Origin of the sequence: Kitasatospora sp. MAA4 (assembly GCF_029893355.1) — a bacterium.
In the GTDB taxonomy this organism is placed as follows: domain Bacteria; phylum Actinomycetota; class Actinomycetes; order Streptomycetales; family Streptomycetaceae; genus Kitasatospora.
Genome location: NZ_JARZAI010000029.1, coordinates 1 through 16,279, shown reverse-complemented (window position 1 = coordinate 16,279; position 16,279 = coordinate 1). Strand labels below are relative to the sequence as shown.

General features: G+C 70.1%; 16 protein-coding genes and 4 pseudogenes. 6 read left to right on the top strand and 14 right to left on the bottom strand.

The annotated features are described in order from the left end of the window. Positions 1–352: 352 nt before the first annotated feature. Complete coding sequence (locus P3T37_RS30125) at positions 353–709, top strand: PRC-barrel domain-containing protein (protein WP_280727065.1); 357 nt, start codon at positions 353–355, stop codon at positions 707–709. A 32-nt stretch (positions 710–741) separates the two neighbouring features. After that, a complete protein-coding gene (locus tag P3T37_RS30120) occupies positions 742–906 on the top strand; it encodes a hypothetical protein (RefSeq protein ID WP_280727064.1) in 165 nt (54 codons plus the stop codon). A gap of 190 nt (positions 907–1,096) precedes the next feature. Here the strand turns inward: P3T37_RS30120 and P3T37_RS30115 are convergent, their stop codons facing one another. Together P3T37_RS30115 and P3T37_RS30110 are read right to left on the bottom strand one after the other, a co-directional pair. After that, positions 1,097–1,270: a CsbD family protein gene (locus P3T37_RS30115; RefSeq protein WP_280727063.1), complete on the bottom strand. Its 174-nt coding sequence runs from the start codon at positions 1,268–1,270 to the stop codon at positions 1,097–1,099. A 37-nt stretch (positions 1,271–1,307) separates the two neighbouring features. After that, entirely contained in the window at positions 1,308–1,841 is a 534-nt protein-coding gene (locus P3T37_RS30110) for a hypothetical protein (protein WP_280727062.1), read from the bottom strand. A 125-nt stretch (positions 1,842–1,966) separates the two neighbouring features. Here P3T37_RS30110 and P3T37_RS30105 point away from each other — a divergent pair, with 125 nt between their 5' ends. Beyond that, positions 1,967–2,671, top strand: a complete 705-nt coding sequence (locus tag P3T37_RS30105; RefSeq protein WP_280727061.1) for a TetR/AcrR family transcriptional regulator C-terminal domain-containing protein — start codon at positions 1,967–1,969, stop codon at positions 2,669–2,671. A gap of 155 nt (positions 2,672–2,826) precedes the next feature. Beyond that, positions 2,827–2,982: a DUF6131 family protein gene (locus P3T37_RS30100; protein ID WP_280727060.1), complete on the top strand. Its 156-nt coding sequence runs from the start codon at positions 2,827–2,829 to the stop codon at positions 2,980–2,982. Between the two features lie 120 nt (positions 2,983–3,102). Here the strand turns inward: P3T37_RS30100 and P3T37_RS30095 are convergent, their stop codons facing one another. Beyond that, positions 3,103–3,579, bottom strand: coding sequence for a hypothetical protein (locus tag P3T37_RS30095; RefSeq protein WP_280727059.1), 477 nt, complete (start codon positions 3,577–3,579; stop codon positions 3,103–3,105). A gap of 190 nt (positions 3,580–3,769) precedes the next feature. After that, positions 3,770–4,408 (bottom strand): carbonic anhydrase, encoded by a 639-nt coding sequence (locus P3T37_RS30090; protein WP_280727058.1) that lies wholly within the window; start codon positions 4,406–4,408, stop codon positions 3,770–3,772. Positions 4,409–4,816: 408 nt separating this feature from the next. Between P3T37_RS30090 and P3T37_RS30085 the strand changes: the two genes are divergently transcribed. Further along, entirely contained in the window at positions 4,817–6,364 is a 1,548-nt protein-coding gene (locus P3T37_RS30085) for a Na+/H+ antiporter (protein ID WP_280727057.1), read from the top strand. Between the two features lie 356 nt (positions 6,365–6,720). Continuing rightward, positions 6,721–6,879 (top strand): annotated as a pseudogene (locus P3T37_RS30080) (transposase); the annotation flags it as partial. Between the two features lie 84 nt (positions 6,880–6,963). Here the strand turns inward: P3T37_RS30080 and P3T37_RS30075 are convergent. The 10 genes and pseudogenes from P3T37_RS30075 to P3T37_RS30030 form a co-directional block, all read right to left on the bottom strand. Next, positions 6,964–7,374 (bottom strand): annotated as a pseudogene (locus P3T37_RS30075) (gfo/Idh/MocA family oxidoreductase); the annotation flags it as partial. Positions 7,375–7,548: 174 nt separating this feature from the next. Further along, positions 7,549–8,244, bottom strand: coding sequence for an orotidine-5'-phosphate decarboxylase (gene pyrF / locus P3T37_RS30070; protein WP_280727056.1), 696 nt, complete (start codon positions 8,242–8,244; stop codon positions 7,549–7,551). 74 nt (positions 8,245–8,318) lie between these two features. Next, on the bottom strand, positions 8,319–8,690 hold the full coding sequence (locus P3T37_RS30065) for an ATP-binding protein (RefSeq protein WP_280727123.1): 372 nt from the start codon (positions 8,688–8,690) through the stop codon (positions 8,319–8,321). Further along, positions 8,676–8,891 (bottom strand): annotated as a pseudogene (locus P3T37_RS30060) (serine/threonine protein kinase); the annotation flags it as partial. The gene P3T37_RS30065 and the pseudogene P3T37_RS30060, both read right to left, overlap by 15 nt. 33 nt (positions 8,892–8,924) lie before the next feature. Further along, a complete protein-coding gene (locus tag P3T37_RS30055) occupies positions 8,925–10,310 on the bottom strand; it encodes a solute carrier family 23 protein (protein WP_280727055.1) in 1,386 nt (461 codons plus the stop codon). 163 nt (positions 10,311–10,473) lie between these two features. Then, on the bottom strand, positions 10,474–13,164 hold the full coding sequence (locus P3T37_RS30050) for an MXAN_6230/SCO0854 family RING domain-containing protein (protein WP_280727054.1): 2,691 nt from the start codon (positions 13,162–13,164) through the stop codon (positions 10,474–10,476). A 521-nt stretch (positions 13,165–13,685) separates the two neighbouring features. Next, positions 13,686–13,829: a hypothetical protein gene (locus P3T37_RS30045; protein ID WP_280727053.1), complete on the bottom strand. Its 144-nt coding sequence runs from the start codon at positions 13,827–13,829 to the stop codon at positions 13,686–13,688. Positions 13,830–13,935: 106 nt separating this feature from the next. After that, positions 13,936–14,886, bottom strand: a complete 951-nt coding sequence (locus P3T37_RS30040) for a MerR family transcriptional regulator (RefSeq protein WP_280727052.1) — start codon at positions 14,884–14,886, stop codon at positions 13,936–13,938. Between the two features lie 210 nt (positions 14,887–15,096). Next, positions 15,097–15,462, bottom strand: coding sequence for a transposase family protein (locus P3T37_RS30035; RefSeq protein ID WP_280727051.1), 366 nt, complete (start codon positions 15,460–15,462; stop codon positions 15,097–15,099). A gap of 20 nt (positions 15,463–15,482) precedes the next feature. Then, a pseudogene (locus P3T37_RS30030) lies at positions 15,483–15,986 on the bottom strand (hypothetical protein); the annotation flags it as partial. Between the last annotated feature and the right edge of the window lie 293 nt (positions 15,987–16,279).

The window sequence follows — 16,279 nt, the reverse complement described above, 5'->3', positions numbered from 1 at the left end:
GAGTTACGGTGGCTGGGGATGGCCGGACTGCAGATCGTAGCCATCCAGAAACTGGATCAGGATCCGGCGGCAGGATGTGCTCTGCGAGGTCGGCGCGCAGTGTGCGCAGCGGCGCGTCCGCTCATGCCGCCCGAGCCGGGAGAGGGCGCAGCCGCTCGCGGGCTGCAAGCGCTCGTCCGGCAGGCCGGTGCGTGGAGCGGACCCAGCCTCCGGCCGGGAGGACGACTTCCTGCTGCTCGGGTGGCGGGAACGGATGCGATGGCTGGTGTCCACCCGCTGTGGGGGGCACGATGAAAGGTGGAGGCCACAGGCCGAGCCGCCTGACTGGCGGGGCGGTGTGAAGGGAGCCACGGTGATCCAGGTAGGCGATATCCGCGAGTGGCGCACCCATGACGTCGTCGACGCGGGCGGCCACAAGATCGGCACGTTGGAAGCGATCTACGTCGACACCAGCACCGACGAGCCGGCCATGGCCACTGTGCAGACCGGGCTGCCGACCCGCCATCGGCTGGTGTTCGTTCCCCTCGACGGGGCGACCGTCGGCCCGACCTACGTCAAGGTCGTCTACGACAAGGCACTGGTGAAGGACTGCCCCGCGATCGGCACGGACGACATCCTGCCCGCCGAGGACGAGGAAGCCATCTTCCGGCACTACGACCTGACCTACCAGCCCGGCGCCGGCGGCGAACGGCAACTCGCCCGCCGGTGAGCGCCCCACCCGACCGAGGAGGAATCCCCGTCATGGCCCTGTTCCTGCTCGTGATCATCATCGCGGTCGCCCTCGGCATCATCGGCGCTGTCGCCCACGGACTGCTGTTCCTGCTGGTCATCGGCACCGTCCTGCTCGTCGCCGACGTGGCCTTCTTCGGCACGCGCCTCACCCGGCGCGGACGCGCGCAGCGCTGATCGCCTCGCGCCGGGCGAGGGAGATCCGGCCAGGTGACTAGGAGGCCCGCGTGAGCCCGATGTCGCGGCGGGTGGACGCGAGCACATAAATGTGGAATGGAACGACTGGTCATGCCGTACTCCCTGTTCGGATTCCCCGATGTAACGCCTCGGGCTGCCGCGCTCGGTGAGTCGGTGAGTCCCGGGTCGGTCAATGCTTGAAGGCGTCCTTGACCTTGGCGCCGGCCTGCTTGGTGTCGCCCTTGATCTGGTCGGCCCGGCCTTCCGCTTCGAGGGTGCGGTCGCCAGTGGCGCGGCCGACGGTCTTCTTCACGCCGCCCTTGACCGCTTCGGCCTTGTGGGCGACCTTCTTGGTGACGCTCATGGTTCGACTGCCTTTCGTGAGTCGTGCCGTACCCGGCCTAGCGGGAGCCGGAGCGATGCCCGAGCAGGTGCGGCCTGCGGTGCCCGTTGCCGGACACCGGTTCGTCGTCGACGTGCGGGGCGTTGTTTCCCGGTGGCGGCGGGCTGAGGGGTGTGCCGACCGTCTGCTCGCCCGCACGGTCCTGCTGGGCGATCAGGTCGTCGCGCTGTTCGGCGAGCGTGTCGCGCTCCTCGGCGGCCGATGTCGCCTGCGCGCGGGCGCCATCGCGCTGTTCGACCAGCTCGTCGCGGTGCTCGCGGACGGCCGCCGTCTCACGGCGGGAGTGCCGCAGTCCGTGGCGTGCGACGGCGCCGCGGCGCGCGCCGGTCAGCAGGAGGCCCAGCCCCAGCATGCCCGCGGCACCGACGATGATGCCGTAGAGGAACAGCGTGCCGGTGGAGCCGGTCATGTGGTGCCCGAACACCGTGAAGGCGTTGGTGAGCGCGTGCGCGCTGCCGGTGTTGCTGAATATTCCGGCCACCGCGACGACCGCCGCGACGACAAGGAGGATGAGTCCCAGAATAATGATCATGACGCACTCCAAGAGGGGATCTGCGTCGTATGCCTCCAGTCAACTCCTGGACTAGACTCGTGTCTACACCGTAGGTCTACGAACTTCATCTTCGCCGGTGCCACCGCCGGCAGAGAAGGTGTGAGATGGCCAAGCACCCGGTCGACCCGGCGCTCCAGGAATGCGACCCGCCCCCGAGCGGGAAGCTCAGCCGGGAACGCATGCTCGCGTGCGCACTGGAGATCATCGACCGCGACGGCATCGAGAAGCTGACCATGCGCCGCCTGGCCCGCGCACTCAACCACGACCCGATGAGCCTCTACCGCTACGCACCGAACAAGGCGGCCCTGCTCGACGGCGTCGCCGAGACCGTCCTCGACCAACTCGCCGTAGACCCCACCGACGCCGACTGGACCGCCCAACTACGCGCCGTCGCCCGCCAGTACCGCCGGCTCGTACTCTCCCACCCCCACGTCGTACCGCTCCTGGTCACCCGCCCGCTGGCCACCCCGCTCGCACTGCGCCCCCGCGGCACCCTGCGCCCACTCGAAGCCGTCCTCACCCTCCTCACCCGAGCCGGCTTCACCGACGCCGACGCCCTGCACGTCTACCGCGCCCTGTTCGCACTGCTCCACGGCCATGTCCTGGACGAACTGCGGGAGCACGCCGACAACCCCGAGGAGAACGACGACCTGCTGCGCCTGGGCCTGCACCGACTGCCGGCCGACGAATTCCCCCTCCTGCGCGGCCTCGCCACCACCCTCACGTCCTACGACGGCGCCGCCGAACTCGAACGCGGCCTCGACATCCTCCTCACCGGCCTGAACACCACGCTCACGCCCACCCCATAGCCCCGGCACGCGCCCAGCGGGCGACCGACACCACGCGCGACCGGACGGGCAGGTCGCCATCCCCAGAGCCGAAGAAACGGAACAGGAAGGTGCAGCAACGCCTCCGCACAGGCGGAGAACCGTATCAACGGGGGGAGCAACAAACGGAGTTCATCGTGATCCTCCTCGGAGTCATCCTCCTCGTCATCGGATTCGTCACCGGCCTCTCCATCCTGTGGACCATCGGCATCGTCCTGGCCCTCATCGGCCTCATCCTGTGGGTCATGGGCGCAGTCGGCCACGAGGTCGCCGGCCGCCGCCACTACTGGTAACGGCCACCACAACACCGAATCACCGCACACCGGACCAACGGCACAGCCGCCCCCGGCCCATCTCGGGGGCGGTCCGTCGTCGACTCCGGCTATGTCCAAATCCCGAGGTGGGACTGACGGTCAAGCCCGCTGTACCGAGAAGCCTTCCAGGGGGCGTGCGGCCGCCACGGTGGTGCCGTTTTTTTGTCGCCGCCAGGCACCGGTCGGGCATCCCGTGAGCCTCAGGGGCGTGACCAGCAGGAACAGCGCCCTGGTGCGGACCGCCGTCCTGAACTCGGCGGGGCAGGTGAACGCCCCGGTGGTGTTCAGGGCGGCGAGGTGGGTGCGTGCCGCCCGGCGCCATTCCCAGCTGACGGGCAGCTCGCCCTCGAAGCGAAGCTCGCCGAGGCGGGTCACCCGCAGTCGATGCTCGTCCAGCACTGCGGTCCAGTCCGGGTTCGGCCGGGCCCAGCTCTGGAAGTCGTTCTGCTGCGACCAGCCGTCAGTGAGCAGCCCTCCCGTATCCGGCGCCGCCGCCTTCGGGTAGAGCACGGCGGGGCGACCAGCCACGAATTCGGACCAGGCCTGCCCGGTCACACCGGCCGTGATCGTCTCCACGCAACTCCTTTGCCCCGTAAGGCATCTGCCAAAGCCGCATTTCGCTGTATCCCATGCCAGGCGGCAGCCGACCCTCGCCGTTGAAGGCACCCTCCAGCTCGGACGAGCCTGTCTGCTGTGCCGCTAGGACCGTTGGCCTGGTGGGCCCACGGCAGTAATCGGCTTGTCAGCAGGATGACGCGGTGGACGCCTACGGCGCGGGGACGGCGGATTCGTCCAGGCCACGGGCGGTGACGTGGCGCACGGTGCCGTCGGCCAGGCGGTAGGCCAAGCCAAGCACGGCGGTCCGGCCGGCGGTCACCGCCTCGGCCAGGACGCGGGAGCGGTCCATCAGCAGGTCGACGGTGCGCCGTATGTGCTCGGCGATGAAGTCCGAGTCCTCGGTGTAGCCGGCGGCGCGCGCGGCCAGCACGCTGGGCGTCACCCGCTCGATCACGTCCCGCACGTACCCGTCCGCCGAAGTCCCGTCCTGCACGGCCGCCCGGGCCGCAGCGACCGCGCCGCAGGCATCATGGCCGAGAACCACGACGAGCGGGCAGCCCAGCACGCTCACCCCGTACTCGATACTGCCCAGCACCTCGGGACCCAGGACGTGGCCGGCGGTGCGGACCACGAACAGGTCACCCAGCCCCCGGTCGAAGATGATCTCAGCGGCCAGCCGGGAGTCGGAGCAGCCGAACAACACGGCGAACGGGCTCTGGGCCGGGGCGGTCTCGGCGCGGCGCGCGGCGTCCTGATTCGGGTGTGCGGGGGCGGCCGCCGTGAACCGCCCGTTACCGGCCAGCAGTGTCTCCACGGCCCCGTGGATAGTCACTCGATCATCGTTCATGGCGGCAGGTTACGGCCTGCCCGCACCTCCACCATTTCCCACGGGTCTCGAAGGCTTCTGCAGCCGCTCCCACCCCGATGATCGGTAGTCGGTCGATCCTCCGAGGGTCACGCGTTCTCCTGCCGGAGGCTCGGGCGTCTGCCTCGGTTCAGGAGTTCGGGTCCATCAGCTGGGCGCCGACTTGCCTGGCGTCGAAGTAGGCCGGGTCGAAGCCGTCGGTGTGTCGGCGCCCGTCCACTCCAGCACCGGTGGCGGCACCGGCACGGGTGCTGCGAGCCGGGGTCTGTCGGGCCGCGCTAAAGTCCCGATAAAATTACCTACGGTGTGCCGGGAAGTCTGGTCGGCTCGGGGGACGGCTGCAGCAATCGGCGGCAGCGCCCCCGTTCGTCGTCATGGGGTCCTTCGCAGATGCGCGCCGTGGGAATCGTCCTCTTCCTGGTGGTCCTGGCCACCGCCGTGGCCACCTTCGCCCGCCGCTGGCGCATCCCCGCCCCCTCTCTGCTGGTCCTGGCGGGCCTCGGGGTCGCGCTGATACCGGGCGTGCCCGCGCTGCACGTACCGCCGCAGACCATCGCACTGGTGGTCCTGCCACCGCTGCTGTACGCCTCCGCCGAGGAACTGTCGCTGCGCGACCTGCGCACGGTCTGGAAGCCGGTGACGATCCTCGCCTTCGGGCTGGTCTTCGCGTCGGCCGCCGCCGTCGGCTTCGTGGCGGTCGCGGTGACCGGCCTCCCGCCCGCCATGGCGTTCGTCCTCGGTGCCGTGCTGGCCAGCACCGACCCGGTGGCGGTCACCGCGCTCGGCCGGCGCCTGGCCCTGCCCGGGCGCGTCCAGGTCCTTGTCCAGGCCGAGAGCCTGTTCAACGACGCCACCTCCCTGGTGCTGTTCAAGGTCGCCGTCGGCATCGCCGTGGCAACAGGCGGCGCCGTGAGCCTGCCCGCGGCCGGCGGGGAGTTCCTGCTGCTCGGCGGCGGTGGGAGCCTGATAGGGGCCGCCGTCGCGGGCCTGGTGTGGCTGATCCGCCGCCGCACCACCGACCCGGTGCTGGAGACCGTGATCGCCCTGGTCACCCCGTACGCGGCCTACGTGCTGGCGGAGTCCGCGCACACCTCCGGCATCACCTCGGTCGTCCTCGCCGGAGTCCTGCTCGGCCGGACCGGACACCGCCTCACCGACGCCCGGATCCGCCTGCAACTGCACGCCGTCTACGCGGTCGTGGTGTTCCTTCTGGAGAGCGTGGTGTTCAGCATCGTCGGCCTGGAACTTCCCACTCTGGTGCGGGGGCTGCCCGAGGGCGCCGGTTGGTGGCCTCTTCAGGCGCTGGCTCTGGCGGCCGTGCTGATCGCCGTGCGCGTGCTGTCGACGCTGCCGCTCACCCGGGCGGTCAAGCCCAGCGGCGGGCGGCTGTCGTGGCGGGTGGCCGGGGTGGTGACCTGGGCCGGCACCCGCGGCGTCATGCCGCTGGCCGCCGCACTGTCCATCCCGCTCGCCACGAACAACGGAACCGCGCTGGCTGGACGCCCACTGCTCCTCGTGCTGACCACCGCGGTCGTGGTGTTCACCCTGGTCGTCCAGGGCCTGAGCCTGGCGGCCGTGGTCAACCACTCCGGACTGGCACTGGAACCCGAGCACACCGCCCGCGAGGAGGCCGACGCCCGCGACACCCTCAACCGCGCCGCCCTCGCCCATATCGAGGACCTCGCCGCTCTGGAGGCCATGCCCGAACCCGTCATCGACCGGGTCCGGCGCGCCCTGACCGCTCGCCTCGACCACAGCATCGACGGCCCTGACGGCAGCACCGTGGACGCCACCTACCGCGAGCTGCGGCACGAGGTGATAGCCGTTCAGAGCACCGAACTGCACCGCCTGTATGACGAGCACCGGATCAGCGACACCACCCGCCGAACGCTCCAGCACGACCTGGATCGGGAGGAGGCCGCACTCGCCAGGCAGTGACACTGCGGCCCGGCTCGCCGTCCGTCGTCACAGATCCCTGGCCGTGCGAGGAGAACATCCGGGCTTGAGACGACCTGTCCGGCCGGGACAGCGCGTCGATCGATCGCCCGCAGGGCCGCCGATCGACTGGGTTCTCGGCACGCTGCGGAAGATGGCGTGAGGTTGCGCCAGGTCGACGACCTCCCCCCATGCACGCCGGTCGCCCCGTCCTGAACTGCCCGGCCTGATCAGCTATCTCTGGGCTACCTCGCCCGACGGGTTCCTTGGTCAACGTCAGCATCTGGGAGTCCGACGAGCCGACTCAAGGAGATGATCGTGGGTGCCCGGGCGAGAACCGAGAAGGCCGGCGTCACCTTCATCCCCGCGATCACAAGAAGGTCCGCGCCCGCGTCGAGCACGTCTTCGCCCGCATGAAGAACTGGAAGATCCTTCGCAGCTGCCGCCTCAAGGGCGACGGCGTCCACGACGCCATGCTCGGCATCGCTCGCCTCCACAGCCTCCTCCAGGCCGCGTAGCGGTACTGACCGGCGGCCGACCGATCCTGCCTCGACCCTCTCAAAGATCAGTTACGGGACAGCCCTTGGGCAGTCCCGTGGCCGCTACTCCCCCACCCGCTGCACGATCAGCTCGCACAACTCATGGGTACGCAGCGCATCATGGGCATCCACGGTCTTGCCAGCCCGGACCGCGTCCAGGAAACTCACCACGATCTGCTCGATACCCCGTTGGCGAGCGACAGGGACCCAGTCGCCGCGCCGGCGAACAGTGGGCTGGCCGCGATGGTCGACGACCTCCGCGAGGTTCACCACCACGCGCTTGGAGTCGCCGCCGGAGACCTCCAGGACCTCCTCGGTCGAGCCGCTCATCCGGTTCATGATGCCCAGCGCCGTGAAGCCGTCACCGCCGAGCGTCAGCACCAGGTGCTCGACCAGGCCCTGGTGGACCCGGGCGCGGACGTCCACGTGGTCGATCTCGCCGGGGACCAGGAAGCGCAGAGTGTCGACCACGTGGGTTGTTGAGACACCCCCAACCTTACCGAACGCCCCGCGCACGCCCGGGACGATCAGCTATGTTATTCCCCAGGTGCGACCCTGGTTTGTTGGTTGCTCAGGTCTGGTGTTGGTGCCAGTCGGCGTGGCCGCGCCAGCAGCGGTGCGACGGCCCGGCCCGATGATCGTCTCCGCTCACGGCTCAAGGTTGGCGCGGACGAGTCGCAGTGCGGCCACCGGGTCGGCGGCACCAGTGATCGTCCGGCCCACGACTACATGCGACGCGCCAGCGGCAATAGCGGCGCGGGGTGTTCCCGGCCGGGCGTGCTCGGTTGGGGATTCACCGGGAAGCGTGATTCCCGGCGTGACGACCAGCGCGTTCGGTCCAAGCACACCACGAAGAGACGCGGCTTCCTGCGGTGATGCGATGACGCCGTGGCAGCCAGCGCCTTGCGCCAGTTGCGCCAGTCGCAGGACCTGCTCCTGGGGCGAGGCGTTGACCCCGATTTCGGCGAGATCGGTGCTGGTCATGCTGGTGACGACGGTCAGGGCCAGGACGCGAAGGCGTGGGAAGTCGCGGGCCGCGGCAACGGCGGCGGCCATGATGCCGGTGCCGCCCATGCTGTGGACGGTCACCATGGAGGCGCCCAGGGCTCCGGCGGCGCGGACCGCACCGGCGACGGAGTTCGGGATCTCGAAGAGCTTCAGGTCCAGGAACACGTCCTTGCCCTTGGCCACGAGGTGCTCGACGAGGTCGGGGCCGGCCGCCGTGAGCAGTTCCAGCCCGACCTTGTAGAAGCGGCACTCCTCACCCAGGCGGTCGACGATCTCCTCAGCCGCTCGGCGGTTGTCGAAATCCAGGGCGACGATGATCTGGCTGGTTGGGTCCACGGCGTCATTGTCACCCACCGCCGCTGTCGGAGTATGGGCGGCCTGGCCAGGTCAGGAGCCGACGGTTCCCGGATTCACTCCTGGGCTGCCCCGGACTCGGTCTTGGTGCCGGTCGGGCGGGTCCCGGGTCGCTTGTTCGGCCAGTAGCTGGGTCCGTTGATGAACAGCTGGTGGCTGTTGTTGATCAGTCGGTCGAGCAGGAACTCGGCGACGACGAGGTTCGGGAACAGGGGATACCAGTCGTTCGGGGCCCGGTTGGAGGTCAGGATGAAGGACTGGCCGGTGCGCTCGCCGATGAGTTCGTAGAGGTCGTCGGCCTGGGCGGGGATGGGCTCACGCATGGCGAAGTCGTCCACGACGAGCACGTCGGGGCGGGCGGGGTCGCGCAGGCGCTTGGTCCAGCGCGCCGTACTCGCGCACCACCTGCTGGAGGCGGGGCCGGCCACGTACGCGGTGACCAGCCGGGGAGACTCCGCCTCGGCGCCGGTATCGATCACCTGCGCGGTGTACAGGCCGTGGATGCGCTGAGCGTTGGCCACCTCCTGGGCGAACCGGCGACGGAACTCGGGCTCCTCGGCGAACTCCGGGCGCACCACCATGAGCGCCACCGGGCGTCCGGCGGGGGTGTAGGCGAGGCAGACCCGGCCCTTCTGTTGGTAGGCCCAGCCTTCCAGCCCTGGTCAGAGGTCCGATGCACCGCTGTCGTAGTCGCTGGTTCCCGCGTCCAGCAGCGGGGACTGTTGCTGCCTCATATGGGCCGGGGCCATCAGCCGCAGCGCGTGGTAGCCGATCAGGACGATCAGGGTGCCCAGCGCGATGCCACTGAGCGAGAAGTTGGCGGTGAACTTCAGGGAGACGTTGCCGATGCCGATGATGACGCCGGCCGCCACCGGGACGAGGTGCAGCGGGTTGGTCAGGTCCACCCGGTTGTGTACCCAGATCTGGGCGCCGAGCAGGCCGATCATGCCGTAGAGGACGACGGTGATCCCACCGAGAACACCGCCCGGGATGGCGGCGATCACGGCGCCGAACTTGGGGCAGAGGCCGAAGAGGATCGCGAAGCCGGCGGCGCACCAGTAGGCGGCGGTGGAGTAGACCCGGGTCGCGGCCATCACGCCGATGTTCTCGGCGTAGGTGGTGGTGGCCGGGCCGCCGACGCTGGTGGCGATCATGGTGGCAGCGCCGTCCGCCATGATCGCCGCTCCCAGCCGGTCGTCCAGTGGGTCGCCCGTCATCTCACCCACAGCCTTGACGTGTCCGGCGTTCTCGGCGATCAGTGCGACCACGACGGGCAGTGCCACCAGGACGGCGGAGGTGGAGAAGCTCGGAGCGTGCAGGGTGGGAAAGCCGAGCCACTCGGCCCTGCCCACGCCGGAGAGGTCGAGCCGCCAGTGGTCGGTCACCGCTCCGGCCCCGTTCGCGGCGCGGATCTTCCCGAAGATCCGGTCGAAGAGCCAGGAGATCGCGTACCCGAAGACCAGGCCAAGGAAGATCGCGATCCGTGACCAGAAGCCGCGCAGCACCACCAGGGCGAGGCCGGTGAACGCCATGGTGAGCAGTGCCGTCCACTGGTCCTGCGGCCAGTACGTCCCGGCGGTGACCGGTGCCAGGTTGAAGCCGATCAGCATCACCACCGCGCCGGTCACCACCGGCGGCAGCACGGCGTGGATCACCCGCGCGCCTGCCGCCTGGACCGCCGCGCCGCAGGCCGCGAGCACCGCGCCGACCACCAGCATGGCGCCGGTCAACGTCGCGGCGTCGCCGCCCTGGGCCCTGATCACCGCGGCCACGCCGACGAAGGAGAGGCTGCTGCCGAGGTAGCTGGGGATGCGCCCGCGGGTGACCAAGAGGAAGAAGACGGTCGCGACGCCGGAGACCATCACGGCCAGATTGGGGTCGAGTCCCATCAGGACCGGTGCCACGAAGGTCGCCCCGAACATCGCCACCACATGCTGAGCGCCGAGCCCGATGGTGCGCCCCCAGCTGAGCCGCTCGTCCGGCTTGACGACCGCGCCGGGCGCGGGGCTCCTTCCGTCGCCGTGCAGCTTCCAGCCGAAGCCCGCCATGGATCACTCTCCTCGTCGGCCATGCCCACGCGGGCAGATCGGAGCATCAGCCGATCACACGGCGCGTGCCGATGCAAAGACCCTGCCGCCGGACAGATGGGCGCGCACGACCGGCGTCCGGGAGGCAGCCGACCGGGTCGCCCGACGATGCTTCAGCGGCGCTTCAGCGGCGGAGGCGGGGTGCCAGTCCGGCGACGAGGTCTCCTGCCGTCAGTCGCTCCAGCTCTTCCGAGGCGGCGTCGACCGGTCCCGGGTACAGCCGGTACAGAGTTCCGGACACCTTCTCCGGCGCCGGCACATCTCCGTTCACCAGAGAGACGAAGGCCCTTCGCCCAGCGAGGAGTTGGGTGAGGGCGGCACTCGTCTCCGCCGAGTCGTCCCGGTCCCGCAGCTCGCGCAGGCGCGCGCCGAAGTGGCCGGCGCTCTCGTGAGTGCCGCGCCGCCAGGTCCGGACGCCGCCGTCGCGCCCGCGTACGTGCACCTCGGCGCTGCGGGCAGCTGCCCGGGCAGCGGAGACGTCCCACAGCGTGGCCCGGTTCTCCGGGGAGAAGTGGGCCAGGACGTCGCGGCTGAGCGCACCGACCTCGGCCTGGTGCCGGTAGACGCTGTGGAAACCGCCGTCCGCGCCGGTGTTGAGGTCGGTCCAGGTGTACCGGCGCTCTGCCAGATCCACGATCATCGGCACGCACACCTTGGCGTCCCCGACCAGGTCGGAGCGCTGCCGGACGGCTCTTGGGTGGAAGTGCGAGCCCCCCGAGGGCGTGGCACCGAGGTCCATGAACCCGGTGAACGCGTCGTCCAGCTGCTCGAAGGCGACGTCGTTGTAGCTGAACACGATCACCACGGCGTACCGCGACCCGCCGGCGGCCAGCCGTGCGAGGTCCAGGTCGACGAACTCGGTCGCCCCGTTCGGCGGCGGCGCGGACACGTAGTCGCCGGAGTGCACCGCCGCACGGTCGCCGTGGACCAGGTTGGTGTAGTCGCACAGCCCGGTGAACTGCCACCTCGCGTCGTACAGCGCAACCGACAGGTCGAGGTCGACCCGCAGGTGCTCCGGCTGCATCCAGTGCAGGAACAGTCGAAGCCGCTCCCCCGGCGGCAGCTGCTGACGGCTGCCGCGCGGCACGCACACCAGGCTCCGGGCTGCGGCCCGCTCGGCGAACGGTGCAACCAGGTCGACCAGAGCCTCGTCGAGCAGCGCCACCTCGTACCGCTCACCGGACTCACCGCTCCGCCGCAGCAGCTCGTCCTCGATCAACGCACAGACCGGGGCGCCGAGTTCAGCGTGGACCACGGTGCCGTGGTCCTCCCGGGCGTGCGCCAGTGAGACCGTTCCGCGCGGGAAGTACAGGCGCCGTTCGCCCGCCGTGCGCGTTCCGCGCAGCCGCCCGTATGCGCCCAGCAGCGGTCCGGGCGCGACCCTGGCCAGTGCTCCGGCGACGGTGTCCAGCTGGCCCTGGGACAGGGGCTTCCCGGGTGCGGTCGTGGCGTGCACCCTCAGCACGTGGTGCAGCCGCCGCACCAGCTCGCCGGGCCGCTCGGCCAGCGCCTGCACGGCTCCACCGGCGTCCCCGGCGGCGAGCAGGCCCTCGACCCGCCCGGCGAATCCGGTGAAGCCCAGTCGGGTGTGCTGACCGGCGGCAACCACGCGCAGCGGGCCGACCGATGGCTCGGCGAACTCCTGACCCACCCCGTGCGTACGCAGGTCCGTTCCGCGCAGCAGCACGAACGCCGCCGTGACATTCGGGAAGTACCGCCGGTGCTCGTACGGGTGGAGCAGCTCGCCGGCGCGCAGCCAGGCCGAGCGGTGGCGGCGCAGGTCCTCGGCGAGAGCGGTCGGTGCCAGTCCCTCCAGGATCTCCAGCAGACCTCGGCGAACCGGCCGGGGCAGGTTGCGCAGCCGCAGTCGCCGGGCCGTGCCGCGCAGCAGGTCGGGCTCGGCCCCGGACCACGCCCACAGCAGGCGCAGGACGTCGGTGGCGGTGTCGATCCGCTCGGCGACGGCGGGCAGGGCGTCGACACCGCTGCGTCGCAGCAGGGCCGCGAGCACGGTGGCCTTGGTCTCCCGCAACGGGATCTGCGCGGGAAGCCACTGCGGCAGGTTGTCGGGGGCATGGGCCAGCAGGGCTGCGAGGTCCTCGCGGTCCTGCGGGGAGAGCGGGGTCCGCCGGGCGAGCAGGCGGTGGAACTCGGCCAGTGCGGCGGTGACCTGGTCGGCCGTGACCAGCCGCAGCGGGCGCAGCGCCTGCTCCCGTCCGAACTCCCGTGCCGCCTTCTGCCCGACCGGGCTGTCCTCAGGGAGGTAGGTACCGGTGCTCAGTGGCGTACCGCAGGTCGGGCACCGTTCACCCCGGCCCTCGGCCGTCAGCCCCTGGAGACAGCCGGCGCAGAGCAGGTGGGCGCACGGCGCGAGCGCGCCGATGCCGGCCTCGGCGCCGCGTCGGCCGCAGTGCGCGCACGGCTGCCGGGGCTGGTTGAGCAGGAACACCCGGATCTGGCGACTGTGGAAGAGGTGCGCGTGGTCGGGCACGGCGTCCGGGAACCGGCGGAACAGCGGCAGATGCTCACGGTCCGCGCCGAGCAGATGGTCGATCCGGGCGAGCAGCCCGTCGCCGAGTTCGGCGAGCCGGGTGGGTGCCAACCGGCTCAGACTGGTGCGCAGTTGACTGGTGAGCAGGTAGCCGCGCCGCGCCAGGTCCGCGTCCAGGGCCACCAGACCCCGGGTGCTCCACGGGTCCGCTTCGGGCAGGAGCTCGCCGGGCGCCACGCAGACGACGCCGCGTCGGCGGAGCAGGAACGAACCGAGGTCGAGATCGACATCGCTGGTGAAAGGAGCCGTGATGGCTCGGGGCATGCGGAGGGACCCCCACAGAGGTGAAAGGGAGAATGAGAGGCGGGCGGAGAGGGGGCGCGCTACGGGTTTCGGAGGAAGGTGAGAAGGAAGCACGTCGCGGAGCCGCCCGCTCGAGCACCCTAGCGAAGCCTCCGCCGCCGGCCCACTGGTTTTCCGTCAGCGGGTTCCGATGCTGACACTATGATCTTGAAGCGGATCGGGCCCGTGCGGCGGGGCGGCCGTTGCTGGAGCTGGACGGCCGTTTCGTCGGCCGGGATCCGGCGGTCGGCGTAGCGCTCAGGGTGACGTACAGCATCGCTCCGGCCTGCCACGCCTCCGCGTGCACGAGGGAGTCAGCCACGGACTGCGAGTAGTAGGTGGGGGGGCTGACATCCGCCCCGCGCGCGGGGCGGATTGGCGGGAGTGGATCGCTGAGTCCCTGGACGCCGGCTGCCCCCGCTCTGATGAGGATCTGATTTCGGCTCTTCCCGCAGTGGCGTGAATGATCTTTGGCCTGGCAGCGCGAACTGTGACCAGCTGGATCAACCGTGCTTGTGCAGCGCGACGCTGGAGCGGAAGCGAATTCGGCCGCACCGGTCCTTCTCGTCCTCGGTTGCGTCGACCGGGCAGCAGCAATGCCGGGCCAGCCAGGTCGACTCCGCCCGGGCCCGCTGGCGTGCCGTCAACGGCGCCCACCTGGTCGCGCTGGTGCCTGTTTTGAACGCGGCCTGCTCGTCGAGTGTGCCGAGGCCCTCGCCGCCTGATCAGGGGCTGCGAGGGCCGAGAAGCGGGCTACGCGGTGGTGGGACTGCTGGTCCCGGCGCGCAGGGCCTCGATGAGCCAGGCGAAAACGGGCGCCAGGCTCGGTGGGACGGGCCAGGCGTTGATCACGGCAAGGAGGTGCCAGTAGCGTTCCGCGCGAGGGTCGTTGGCCGTCTCCAGACGCGTCAACAACCACTCGCGTAGCTCGCCGTCGTCCGCACGGTTGAAGGCCCGGGCATAGCGGGCGGTAAGGTCGCGGACGATGGGTACGGCCTCGGCGGTGGTCGGGTCGATGCCGGAGGCGAGGGCGTGGCCGACCCGGTCGCGGACGGCTTCGGTGAGCTCTTGGTGGAGGCCGGTGGTGTCGCCCTGGGCGCGCTCGTTCGCCTGGTGCTCGGCCATCCGTCGCACGGAGGCGCGGAAGTCCGGGTCCTGGGTGAGTTCGGCGAGTTCGACCCAGGCGTCGACCTGCTCGGGTTCGGGGTCGTCGGGCAGTTCGGGCATGGCGGAGCGCATCAGGGCCACGAAGTCGGGGTTGGCTTGGAGACCGCCGAAGGTGTCGTCGATGAAGTCGTTGACGAGGCGTCGGCGTTCGTCGTCGGAGAGTTTGGCGAGCTTGTGCATGAGGTCCATCTCCTTGGGAGTAGAGCCCCGTTTGGCCACCGCCCGCAGCACCGCGCGTCGCAGGCGAAGGGTGCGGATCTGCACCTCCAGTGCGTCAGCGTGGGCCGCTGCGACCTCGGGTACCGAGATCTCCCGGTCCAGAACCTGCCGGATGACGGCGAGTTCCAGGCCCAGGTCGCGAAGAGTGCGAACCAGGTCCAGGCGTGCGAGCGCGGTGATGTCGTAGAGCCGGTAGCCAGTCGGGCTGCGGTCGGTTGACGGCACGATCCCGGTGTCGGAGTAGAACCGTATGGTCTTGACCGTCAGTCCGGTCCTGCGGGCCAGAGCCCCGATCGTGAAGAGTCCGTCGTCGTCCATGCCCCCACCCTTGTGTCTCCCCCTAATGGAGACTCAAGTCATCTTTCCTGCGCCCACCACCCCACGGGACCGAGACAGCTACCTCATCCACAGGTCTTGACAATTGCTCTGCCTCCGACCCTGCTGGGCTGAGCGTGACGTGTTGCAGGGCGCGCCATCGTTGCTTGAGTTCAACAGCGGCGCGTTCGCCGAGGGCGCGGACGTGGCGTATCAGCGTGTTGCGCATGCGGGTGATCGACGTGGAGTGCCTGTTCGGATTGGCCTGTCGGGCGGCGCCGGGATGAGGATTCCGATTCCGGCGCCGATGTAGCCCTTGTCCGCCAGGGTGGGCAGGCCGTCGGCGGCCGCCTTGTAAAGGGCGGGCAGGGTGTGGATCCGGGCGGCGGTGATGTCGGGGGTGGATCCGGGCTCGACATCGGAGACCCACAGCGGTGTTCCGTCCGGGGCGGACCGGAACTGCACGTTGCCAACGAATGCCTTGTGTCTCTGGCTGAACCCGAGGTCATTGCCGTCTTCGCGGACGCCTGCGAGGCGGTCTGACTCGATCAGCGTGCCGTCCAGCACGACGTGCGTCATCCCCTCGCGCTGGCAGCGCGTTAGTACTCCAGTGAGGGTTCTCCGCATGTCCTGGTCAGCGGCCTGGTGGCGGTGAGTGTAGCCGGGCCGCTGTGGGGCCGGAGGCGGTTTCGCGGGGAGGTCGCACGAAGGTGTGGCCTCGCCGTTTGTAGTGGCAGCGGCGTGCGTGTGCTTGGTGCTGGCGGCGCCAGTAGGACCAGGTCAGTGTGTGGTCGCGCGACGCAGGTGGCGGGGTCCAGTTGCCAGCAGACGGCGGATTTCGGCTGGCGTGAGGGTCCACGAGTTCGGGTGTGTCGTGCCGCCGCCCCCTTTTCGCGTTCCTGGGCGGCCATGACAGCCAGGAACGCGTGGGCGAGCATGGCGAGGGTGATGTGCCGGTACCAGCCCACGAAGCGCCGGACTTCGTACTGGTCCAGGCCGCATTCGTTCTTCGCGCTTTGGAAGGACTCCTCGATTCTCCAGCGGCATCCTGCGATGCGGACGAGTTCGGCGACGGTGGCGTCCAGGGGTGCGCAGGCGAGGTATGCGAGTGGATCAAGAAGAGCCGACCGCTCTGCCTGATCGGCGACTCCGGCACCGGCAAGAACGCGAAGTGCGCCAGGGCATGCCCTGGCGCACTTCGCGTTCATCTCCTCCAAACCCCCGGCAGGCTATGCGGCCGGCAGTTGGGGCAGGTCGAACGTGACCCACTGCTCCGAGGGCTGGCCTTGGCAGTACCAGAGCTCGGTCGGGCTGCTGGGGCTGGTGGCGTAGTTGTTGACGTTGAGGCACAGGCCGGAGTTCGGGTTGAAGATGGTGCCGTCGCCGCGGAGCTGCC